The sequence below is a fragment of the Bacteroides faecis MAJ27 genome, from assembly GCF_900106755.1.
Classification (GTDB): domain Bacteria; phylum Bacteroidota; class Bacteroidia; order Bacteroidales; family Bacteroidaceae; genus Bacteroides; species Bacteroides faecis.
Genome location: NZ_FNNN01000032.1, coordinates 15,207 through 27,079, shown reverse-complemented (window position 1 = coordinate 27,079; position 11,873 = coordinate 15,207). Strand labels below are relative to the sequence as shown.

General features: G+C 40.6%; 5 protein-coding genes. All 5 read right to left on the bottom strand.

The features are described from left to right. Positions 1-56 precede the first annotated feature (56 nt). Positions 57-1,748 carry a RagB/SusD family nutrient uptake outer membrane protein gene (locus tag BLW31_RS20825; protein WP_010537303.1) on the bottom strand — a complete coding sequence of 564 codons (1,692 nt, stop codon included), beginning with the start codon at positions 1,746-1,748 and terminating at the stop codon, positions 57-59. Between the two features lie 12 nt (positions 1,749-1,760). Continuing rightward, the gene (locus tag BLW31_RS20820; protein WP_010537304.1) at positions 1,761-4,913 is read right to left on the bottom strand and encodes a SusC/RagA family TonB-linked outer membrane protein; all 3,153 of its coding nucleotides are present in this window, start codon (positions 4,911-4,913) and stop codon (positions 1,761-1,763) included. A 20-nt stretch (positions 4,914-4,933) separates the two neighbouring features. Further along, positions 4,934-7,099 (bottom strand): surface glycan-binding family protein, encoded by a 2,166-nt coding sequence (locus BLW31_RS20815; RefSeq protein ID WP_010537305.1) that lies wholly within the window; start codon positions 7,097-7,099, stop codon positions 4,934-4,936. Between the two features lie 20 nt (positions 7,100-7,119). After that, positions 7,120-9,243 (bottom strand): heparin-sulfate lyase HepC, encoded by a 2,124-nt coding sequence (gene hepC / locus BLW31_RS20810; RefSeq protein ID WP_010537306.1) that lies wholly within the window; start codon positions 9,241-9,243, stop codon positions 7,120-7,122. 308 nt (positions 9,244-9,551) lie between these two features. Then, positions 9,552-11,810 carry a glycosyl hydrolase family 95 catalytic domain-containing protein gene (locus BLW31_RS20805; RefSeq protein ID WP_029425436.1) on the bottom strand — a complete coding sequence of 753 codons (2,259 nt, stop codon included), beginning with the start codon at positions 11,808-11,810 and terminating at the stop codon, positions 9,552-9,554. Positions 11,811-11,873 lie beyond the last annotated feature (63 nt).

Here is an 11,873-nt window from a genome sequence, read left to right as displayed (position 1 = left end):
CGAAAGAAAGGGGATTTCTTCGGTAACGCTTTCATATTATATTATGGTGAGGTTATTTACCATCCCGGGTTTTGATCAAATTGAGTACATATATCCATTTCCTGTTGTGGTATGGGGAGTAGCTCATTCTTGTTCTTTTTGGTATAATCGACACAAACATAATATCCGTAACCGCCACTATACCAATCCACTAAATCTTGAGATGTTTTTCTGATACTTTCATAATAGATTCCCCAGCGTACCAGATCTTGTCGGCGATGTCCTTCAAATGCCAGTTCGTAAGCTCGTTCATTACGTACAGCTTGCTGGAATTCGGTATAAGACATTCCGGATAAGTCTGAAGCACTGTTGTCGGTTTCTACCGGAAGACCAAAGCCGCGTCTGCGTACCATATTGATAGCTTTATACGCTTCATCGGTCGGTCCTTGTTTCCATTCATTCAAAGCTTCGGCATATAAAAGCAATACATCGGCATAACGCAATATGTACCAGTTAATGTTGGAAAGATTGGCATCAACCAAGTAGTTGGCACTGTTCACATATTCTTCTGTATCCCATTTTCTCGGGCATACGTTATCGATATACGCTTTCTTTAATGCGTCTGTTGCGTCGTCTTTAATAGCGTCTTCAATATTGCCGCTAGTATTGATTACGAGCTTGACTCCGTCTTCACCGGTTTCGGTGTTTTTACCATATTTGTAATCAGCAAAAGAATACTTCCATCTGTTATCGCTTTCACGATCTTTCCAGTCACGCAGGAAAGTTGGGATAACACGCCAGTTACCGGCATTACGAACGCTTCTGATACCGCTTGCCTGTACACCGTTCCATTTGCCAATACGTCCACAAGGGTCATTAGCTGATACTCCGGTAACAGTTGGAGCATAAAAACTTACTTCGATCAGACTCTCGTTTCCATCCCAAACGCCATTACAAGTGTTCTTCCATAATTGTTCGAAGTCGGAAAGCAGATGATGTTTGCCCGATTCGACCAGAATTTTAGCAGTCTTCGCTGCATTTTCCCATTTGCTTGTATCATGTACAGGGTAGCCTGCCCAAGTAGCATATACTTTAGTCAACAATCCGAGTGCGGCGCCTTTGGAGAGACGGAAACTGTTGTCGGAACGTATATTATCATCTACTGCATAAGGCAGGTTGTCGATGGCATATTGCAAATCTGCTTCTATAAATTTGTATACATCTGCCGGATCAGCTTGTGTGAAGGTAGATGGATGCTGACGGGATTGAGCCGTATTGGTAATCAATGCTACATTTCCGAACCAGCGTACTAACTCGAAATAGTACATGGCACGCAGACAACGCGCCTCTGCCATATAAACAGCTGCTTTCTTGTAGTTGCCTTCGTCATAGGTTCCTATTTTTTGTCCCAGTGTTTCGATAAAATCGTTCGCATCATAGATAGCACTGTACAGGTTAGCCCATGTTGTTGCGATTTCGGTCTGTGAACTGGTATAAGCATTAGAAGGAATCAGACGGAGTCCGTCAGTACTATTACCCGTTACTTTGGCTATATCACTGGGAATAGTAAAATACAAGGATAAGTGGAAACCGTAAATACCATCCTGAACCATGTCACGATATACACCCAGAAGCACATTCTCAGCTTCTGCTGCATTCTTCATGTAGTTTCCTTTCTCAATTTCTGTATAGCTGGTTTCATCTAACGAGCAAGATGAAACGGTGATTGCACAGGCTAATGTGCATAAGTAGTATTTGAATTTTTTCATTGTCTTTTTTGTTTAGAATTGAACTTCTACACCAAATGTAAATACTCTACTTTTTGGATAAGCACCCCAGTCGAATCCTGGCATGAGCGGGCTGCTTTTCATATTCACTTCCGGATCATAACCACTATATTTAGTCAGGCAGAATAAATTCTGGGCCGTACCATACACACGTAGGCGGTTGATATATGCTTTCTTGGTCCACTTGTTGGGAAGTGTATATCCTAAAGTTACATTTTTTAAGCGGAGGAACGAACCGTCTTCAACAAAGCGTGAGTATAATTCATACTTCACATACCCTTTCGCAGAAGGCACGCGATTAGAAGCGTTTGTCGGAGTCCACCGGTCGGCAACTTCAGCCAATTGGTTACTGCGTTCGTCTTGCGATTGTGTATTAAACATACGTGTCGCATTATAAACGTCATTGCCATACTGGAACTGGAACATGAAACTAAAATCAATATTTTTATAATTGAAAGTGTTGGTGATACCTCCATACCAGTCTGGCTGGCCATTTCCGATGGTAGTACGATCGTCAGGCGTAATGATACCGTCTCCGTCTATATCTTTATATTTCACCATACCCGGTACTGCTGTTTTTCCTGCATGTTTGCTGATGTCTGCTACTCCGGGCTTCAGTTGCATAGTACCATTAGGGAGCATGTTGAAGTCAGAAGTTTGGTATACACCGTCAAAAACATATCCATACATCTGTCCAAGAGAAGATCCTACGATTGAGATATAGTCATTTCCGTTGAAATTACTGTTGAACTTAGTAGCCGACTGTATGTATGATGTTCCATCTTGTAACGCTTTCAATGTATTCTTGATGAATGAAATATTGAAATCTGTCTGCCATAAAAAATTGCGGGTTTGAATATTAGTAGAATTGATATTCAATTCGATACCTTTATTTTCAATTTTACCGATATTTTGCCATTGTGAGTTGAATCCGGTTACATAAGCAAGTTTTTGTTCAAGCAACAGGTCTTTGGTGTTCTTTAAGAAGAAATCCGCTGTCAGATTCAGGCGATTCTGGAAAAGACCCACATCAATACCTAAGTTGGCAGTAGTAGAACCTTCCCATTTCAGGTCTTTGTTAGCTAGTTGTTTCGGATTCAGTACAGTTACCATTTGTTGTCCCAGTCCATATTTGCTCGATGTATACAAATCCATAGACAGATAGTTGGTGATACGGTCATTTCCTACTGTACCCCATCCGAGACGGAGTTTAAGATTTGATACCGGAGTAATGTTCTTCATGAATTTTTCTTCCGATACACGCCATGCAGCAGAGAATGACGGGAAATATCCCCATTTGTTTTTTGCAGAGAATACCGTAGAGCCGTCAGCACGAACGGTAGCAGTGAACAGGTAACGGTTATCGAAATTGTAATTACCTCTTGCAAAGTAGGATAACAGTTTCTTGTCACTTCTGGAAGTAGATACACTACTAGGAGTAGCTCCTATTCCTAAATTGTCGTTACCGAGATTTGCGAATGGGAAGTCTTTAGCTTGTCCATACAGAAGTTCTGAACTCCTGAATGCGAATTCGTGTCCTAACATGACATCAAATGTATTTTTCTTATTGATCTTCTTTCTGTAAGTCAATGTATTACTGCTCTGCCAACGCAAGTCTTTCTGCATTTGTGTAGAACCATAAACACCACCGCTACGGTATGCCTGGCTGGAGTCTTCACCATAGAAGATATCTCTTCTTGTATTCGTTGTATTGTAGGTGGCAGATGCTTTGAACGTAAGATCTTTCATCAATTGGACAGTCAATGAGGCATTGGCTCCCCACAACTCAGATTGTCTCCGGTCTTTTACAGCTTCAGCCTGTTTGATCGGGTTAATTTGTGAGTAAGTTGTGTTCTCGCTTAGTTCCAATGGGTCGAATACAGAATTCAGAAGTTCATCGTTTGTAACGCTGTTACCTCCGGTAGGACGGAAGCGCAGAATATTAGATAGCATATTCAGTGTTCCTCCGGTACCTGAAGTACCGATACCTTCTTTCACAGTATTTGCGTAATTGATAGTGGCATCGAAGGTAATGAATTTATTAATCTTTTGGTTGATACGCAATTTACCTGCATTCTTTTTATAACCGCTGTTTGTGAAGATACCATTTTCATCGAAATGTGAGAAGGAGGCAGCATACTTAGTTTCTTTTGTACCGCCACTGATACTGAAATCGTGGTTCTGAGACCAAGTCGGCTTGAACGATTCACCCTGCCAGTCAATTCCCGGATCGGTTAGATAATCTTCCAGAGTTTGATGACGATAAGGTACTCCGTCAGCATCATTTCCTTCCTGAAAGTAGGTTGTTCCGTATTTAGTCGGATTGAGTTCTACTTGTAATGCGGCAAATTCATATGTGCTCAACATATCCAGTTTTTTAGGAATGTTACGATAAGTGGCAGAGCCGTTATAAGTAATAACTGGTTTTCCTTCTTTACCGGATTTTGTAGTGACCAAAACTACACCATTGGCAGCACGAGCACCATAAATAGCTGATGCAGAAGCATCTTTTAATACTTCGACTGATTCAATATCAGAATTAGGAAGGTAGTCAATATCACTCACTTCAAAGCCATCGACGATATAAAGCGGAGAAGAATCTCCGTTTACTGTGCCGACACCGCGAATCTTGATATCGAAACCAGAACCGGGAGTACCATCCGATTGGGTGATTTGTACACCGGCAATCTGACCTCCGAGGGCTTCTACTACGGATCCGGTTTTAAAACCTTCGATAGATTTGGCTGCCACGGAAGAAACAGAGCCGGTTAAGTCGCTCTTTTTCATGCTGCCATAACCTACGACTACCACTTCGTCCAGCATAGCATTGTCCGGAATAAGTTTGAGGTTCAGGTTCTTTTGTCCTTTCAGTTTGATTTCCTGATTCTGGTAACCAATATAGCTGACTACCAATGTTGCATTATTGTTTGCTTTGATAGAGAATTTTCCGTCAAAGTCTGTGATTACACCCTTTTGAGTATTCTTTATCTGGATGGTTGCTCCAATTAAAGGAGTGTCAGTCTCGTCGAGCACCGTACCATTCACTGTAATTTCCTGAGCGAAGGAGGTGATTGCTATCAAGAGAGCCAAGAGGGTGAGATACCCTCTTTTGCTCAATGTGTTCACTATAGATTTATGTGTATTCATTATGATATATATTTATTTCGTTATTGGAATTTCGTATCAAACCAGATTGCCAATGGGAACATTGATGATCCGCTGCTGACACCACCTGAATTACCATCTGTTACGAACGTCATCTGTCCAATCATTACTCCGTTAGCATAGCCATATTCATTCAGCCATTTGTTTGGATTGATTTTAACAGCACAGTTGTTGGTTGCATCTACATATCCTAATGGTGCGGCAAGCCTGGAGGTATTGTCGTAATATGATAACGGCCACTTCTGTCCGGTATTTACGCTTGCAACTCCAATTGACTCATAATATGCTTTCCAAAGGCTGTACATGAAGGTGTCATTACCACCACCCGGTTGACCATTTTTGTGTTCTGCAGGTCCATTGATATTATAGTAATTAAAGGTACGGCGGTAGTCTGCAATAAATGTACTTAAGTCTGTACCTGTTATTGTGGGGGCTACGGAACTTCCTCCGGTACGTGGATTCACCTGGAATACGAATGGAGTATAATTCACTGTAACTCCGGCTACAGCACCCGAGCAATGGATAAATACAGGAGTCTTGATGGTTATTTCACCTGCAGTACCTTTACCTGTAGTTGCTTTAACGAGGATCATAAGAACTTTAGCGTTTGTCCATCCTGCGGTGAAGGTAATCGTACCATTTTCATCAATGGAACCTCCGGATATACTGGAACTGCTATTATCAATAGTCCATTCTACTTCTACACCTTCCGGTATATCTGTTTCTGCTACTGGAATAGATAAAGAAAGCAGAGCGTTGTTGGATGTAACTCTATATTGGCTTGCATAATTTTGAGCAGGTGAAAGATTTAAATTATTTCCCCAATGCACATAAGTGAAATAATATGGATTTGTTTTGATATTTAATTTGAAAGAAGCCTGCAATTCACTTTTGTTGTTTTTAGCCAAAACAGTAACTGTATGTTGACCTACCGGTATGTTATTTCCTTTTTTAGCAGAAATTGTACCTGTAGTCGCATCGATAGTCAAATCGCTTAATTTAGAGTCCAGATTGACAAATGAGAAGCTGACTTCATCTCCATCTATTGTCTTAACGGGGTGTTCAAAAGCAGTCGCTTGAATGAGTTCTTCTGTGTCGCTGTATTCGAATTTGGTAATAGGATTAATAAACTCTACAATAGTCATTGTATATGCGTTCTCGAAATCAGTACTTCCGTATTGATTCGTTACAGTTACGGATACTTCACAGGTAGTGCCGATTTCCATCTGATTGTTGGCTGCCAGTGTGATAACTCCTGTCACAGGATCAATCGTAACGGAAGAGGAGGTCGGGCTTACTGATTTGATAGCATAAGTCAATCCTTCGGAAGAGCCGACTAATGTCGGTACAGCAGATATATTTTGAGCATTTTCTTCTACTTTGACCGTGTTTGGAGTATAAGTCAACGTTAAAGGTTTAGAAGTTATATCTATTTCTATGGCATTTTCAAAGATACCTTCTTCTGCTGCTTCGTCCACAATTGCTGTGGTTAACTTTAAATCAAGTACATATTTGCCCGGTTGAATTTTAGATTCACCTTTGACAATAGAAATCTCACCTGTACTGGAAATAGTGAAGAAATCATTCTCCTCAACCAGTACTCCGTCTTTACGTACATTGGCAATGATATATTTCTGAATAGAGATATGATCACCTTCAGTAGTAACTTGTGCAGTAGGTAACTCTATTGTGCTTTCTGTACTTATGATGTCAGCAAACTCTGCACTTATTTTATTAGGTTCTACACTGATACCATCCGGTACCGGTTTCATCATATTAATCGTTACAATATCCTTAAACTCATAATAGTTACCATTAGAATAACAAGATACACTTAAGGTATATAGTCCTACAGGCAATTCGCTTGTATTGGAAAGTGAAATTGATCCTGTATTTGTGTCTATTGCAAAACTATTTGTATCATAAGTTTCGCCATTCAGAGTTACGCGTGTTATTGCAAAATCAGAAGGAGCACCTCCAATATAAGTAGGAGCGTCCAAATTAAAACTCATAGAGGGGCCTATGTCAGTGATACCGGCATAGAAAAGCGCAAACTTGGTAGAGTCAGTTGTCTCCGGGTCCGTACAGGAGGAGTTCGTGACACACAACCCAACTACCATTAAGATTGCCAGGAATCTTGAAGTAATGTTTTGTAATTTAGATCTCATTTTTTCTTAGGTATATTAAATTATAAAGTATAAGACAGTTCGTATTTCTTGCCATTGATAGTCACTTCTACAGCAGCACCGTTTGTATGGAATGTACCTGCATCTTCGCTGGAATTATCGGTAAACTGAGCATCCATAGTCAGTTTGTCAAGTGTAGAAACAGCTTCGAATGGATAGATTACAGTAATAAAGCGGGCTGCTCCATTCTGTGGTTTCCGTATCGTGTATTGATACCCTTTGCGTGACGCATTCTTCTCTCCTAATTTATTGGAAACGTCAGAACTGACATTTGATTTGTCGAAATCTTGGTTAGTCTCAGCAAAAGTGCGAACCAGCATATTATTGTTTGCAAATGTGGTATGTGCGCCATATTGGTAAGAAGCGGACAAATCATCATATACAGTTTCATTGGCTTCGCTTGAACAAAGATGGAAATTCAGGTTGATTTTGTCTTTGTTGCCATCTCCGTATCCTTCATCTACCAGTACGAAGAATTCTTTATCTACAAAGAATACGGCACGACGGTGAGTGAGACCGGCTTTGATCTGATTCTGAGTGACCAGAATTTGTGTGTTCCCTTTAGTTTCATGCTTAAGGAATTCACCTTTCATATATCCATCGGCAATTGTTGCACTTAGAGCTGTCATTGTATTGTGGTTCTTAGTTGCGAGGAATGTTTTGCGGTCTTCATTACTTGCACTTGTTCCTCCGTAAGAATATACACCGGCATCCGGGAAGAAATTACGTCCGTTGCGATAGATACCGAATGTTCCGTTATCGGGTTGGCAATGCCATTTGTTATCCGGATTGTTATTATTCTTCAGAATCATCATGGTTGAGCTTTTTCCCCATCCGCTGCGCAACATATAATAGCCGGAAGCGTCGTATATCTGTACCAGGCCGGCAGGTGTTGTTCCTTGCTTGCCTTCTGTTGACATCCATTTCATTTCTGCATCATCCGGGAACATTTCAGAGTACTGTCTCAGGTTTCTCAATAATACATTTTTAGTATAGGAAGCAGAACGTGTATCGTTGAAGTTATCAATTGTATAATCCGGATAGATGATATCCATAACAAAGCGGGCTGCTTTTCTCAACTGTTCTATGTAAGTAGAAGGAAATAAGCTTAGCTTGTTATTAAGTTGAGCGATTTTATATATATTATAGAAGCCGGCAACTACTCCGATATGGTAACTTGGGTCCAGCTCATTTTGAACTCCATCCTCCAGAAATTGTGCGGTAATCTGTTCTGTGATCTTTTGCGAACCTTCACTCAACCATGCTTCCGCATTTTTGAACTCGGGCATTAAAATACCAGCTGTGGTAATGGCTTGTACCTGAGTTACATAGATATTGCTGCCATCAGTATAATAATTGTTGCGAATACATTCTACTTCACCGGCAAAGGCAACGAGGAATGTTGAAAGCCATTGAGGAGTAAAATTGGTGGATTGAATAAAATGAGGCATGATATCGATTTGGTCAAGCACCCTTTCTGCAGGTTGCAGGCCATACCACTGAACTGCATCTTTGCTTACCGTTCCTTCCGGGCAAGGGAAAGTATTCAGCCAGTCGCTATAAACCTCTATCCATGATTGGATATACTTCTCATTTTGGTTCACACGGTAAGCCTTAGCCTGTGGAAGCATCCATTGGTGGCGGTGAGTCTGAGATTTAAATTCCTGGTCTGTAATTTCAGTAGGCACATAGGTCCAGTCTATTTTCTTGTCTTTATCAAATGAATAATAGACTTCTTTGCCATTTTCTTCTTTTTCCTTGAAATTACGTACATAGAATCTATGTTCCAGTGCCTGATCGGCTATATTCTGATCAAAAGCAGTGATAGTAGGGTTAATCAGATTAATATTCGGATTACTGATATCCGCTCTGTTTCTATAGTATTTTAATAACTCATGAGCAGCGTAATAATACTCATTAGCTTCATAATACTCTTTCACTTTCTCCAGTCCCGGATAATCCAGGTTGATTACATCGAATAACTTTTCATTAATTACGTCATTCGGCTGGGGATTCGGAAGCAAATTAATATTAGAGTCTCCATTTGCCAATAGTTCATCATCGTCATCTGTGCATCCGGTAAATGCGAATAGGGCACAAATGCAAATAAAGAAGATGTTCTTCATACTTTATTAGGTTTTATAATTATTAAAAGTGTTATTTTACTGTTGCAAATGTAACCTCATTAAATATGATTCTTAATTTATGTTGTCCACACTTTGTTCAAAAATGATTTTTTTGATATTAATTTTGTTGAGTCATATACTATTTTTGTGTAAAAAGCCGGTTTCTTCTCTGAATTCTAGTTTTTTAGATATCAGAATGTAATATCTCTACATGCTCTTATAAGCTACCTTTTGTACAATTTAAGCTGCTCAAATGGATGATTTTAAGGTTCATTCGAGCAGCTCTTTTACATGCTGATTTCAATGAGTCATCTTGCCTTCTTACCGAAATAGTTTTGAGACATATGTGATATAGGTGAGATGCTAAAATCCGGAGATGCACCTTTAGGATAAATGATGATTTCTTCCCCTTTTTTCAAGTCGATCTGATAAGTACCATTATCGGATGATTTGATGGAGAAGTCTCTTTTTCCGGTAAAAACAGGATCAGAAATGTCAGTCATTACTACGCAAGGCTCGCCGGTGAGGCTTTTTATATGTATAAACTCAGTCTTTCCCTGTTTCCTGCTGGCAGAAACTTTGAATGCTCCTTCTGTGCGCAAACCGGAATAGGCGACATCTTTCCAGGCATCCGGAACAGCCGGGAAAATCCGGATCTTTCCTCCCCAGCTCTGTATCAGCATGTCATGGATGCACTGAGCGCCTGATAATGGAGTTTCGATCACAGGACCTGCTTCTTTATACATAGTGGTAGGGCTGAGGAATTTCCCGAATAACTTGTTCAAGTAAGAAAGTGCGTCATTTCCCTTGCCGATGGCAGATGAGATGGAAGAGGCGCCGGTACAGGAGTAACCTTGGAGCGCTTTGGGCTTACTTTGCCAAAAGGCTAATGATTTCTCGATCGTATCAACAGCACCGGGTTGTTCTGTGTTGAGCAAATATAAAGGATAAATAGCAAGTAAATGGGAGTAATGCCTGTGGGAAAAAGCATAAGGCATATCTTTTCCTATCAACAACCCATTCTCGTCCATAGGGTACGAAACCAGATTATCGAGTACATTTTGCCAGGTTTCAATCAATGGTTCCTGAAGGTTCAGACGTTTTGCCGATTCCAGTAAGGTCTGGCATCCCCAACGGAGTAGGGCAAGGTCGAAATTACAGTCTTCTACAATGTCATATTCAGGTGAGTAAGTGGCAGGAAGATGCAGTTTGCCATCTTCTCCTTTTTCCAGAAAGTGCAGGTAATAGTTGATGGCACCTTTTAAAAGTGGGAATAACTGGTCGCGTAATACATTATCATCCATCTTGTGACGATAAATGAGCCAGAGATTATGGCATGCCCATGGCAATAAGCCTACTTGTGCTTTTCCTTTGCCGGGAATACCTATCTCCGTTGACATACATTCCAGATTGGAAGCAACACCTATCCCTAATGAGTTGGAACGGTAAGCAGCAGGAACATTTAAGCGTAACTCGTCTGTGTGGTTGTAAAGTGCGTTTTCGAGTGAAGCAGCCAGATCCAGATGATCAGACGCATTCAATGCCCAATAAGTCAGTTGTACGTTGAGGTTCCACCAGGCATTTGGCCAGGGAGTTTCTGTCAGCCAAGGTCCTGTATTATCTATTAAGGCACGGTCACCACGAGTGGCAGAGGCCAGTTTATACATCTGTATCCAATAAAAATTTTCTTTCTGGATTTCGGGTAATGTGATGAAACTAGCCGGATAGTAGGCATTCCACCATTGGCGATGGGTACTTTGCAGTTTTTTGAATCCCTGTCGTTTGGCTTTCTTTATTTCTTTCATACATGTTTCTCCGGCATTTGTTTGCGGATATGTATGTGTAAGGTTTACCCATAGAATGCGTTCTCCTTTTTCTGCTTTATTTTCCTGCCATCCTACTACTGTTTCGCCGCCGGCAAGTAACTTTTGGGTAGATAAGTGAATGCCATTTTCTTGACTGATCTCAGCGACGGGGTTGAGCGGATAGTCTTGCGGAATTTTGTCCATTTTACCTTGATTCTTGAAAAAAAGGTAGCGGGGGCTGTTACCTTCAGCGGCTATCCATTCCCATTGAAAGTCTTTCTCTTCTCCTTCTGTCGTTGCTTTTATAACTATAATCATATCGTTGGCATGGACAAATGCTTTTAGATGAATACTCCCTTTCGTAGTAATGATATCTGTTGTAGCCTCTGCATTCCAAAGATCAAGGCGCATTTTACCACTGATGATTTTTCCTTTGGGATGCAATGCAAAGTGACCGGTAAGCAATCGGGGGATTCCGAATACATCTCTTTTCTCCCTGTGGTCGTGTACATCACAATTGCTCGTTTCGAGTCGTATGTAGTTTTTCTCCGGCTCTTTATAGATCATTAGTCCGAGCCTGCCGTTTCCCAGATAGGCTGATTCGTGCCAATATTCGGGTAGCACTTCCCATATCATGTCTTGGTTACTCATGAATTGAGGCCAGTCAATCTTCTGCTGTATGGTTATTGAACGTGCATCGACCATGAGCGTGCAGAAGAAAGATAAAACGGCATAGAAAAAAAAACGTTTTTTGGAGTTCATAGTATAAACTTTTACTTTCATTTGGTTTATTTTTTAGGGTTCTAATATCTCTATACAAAAATA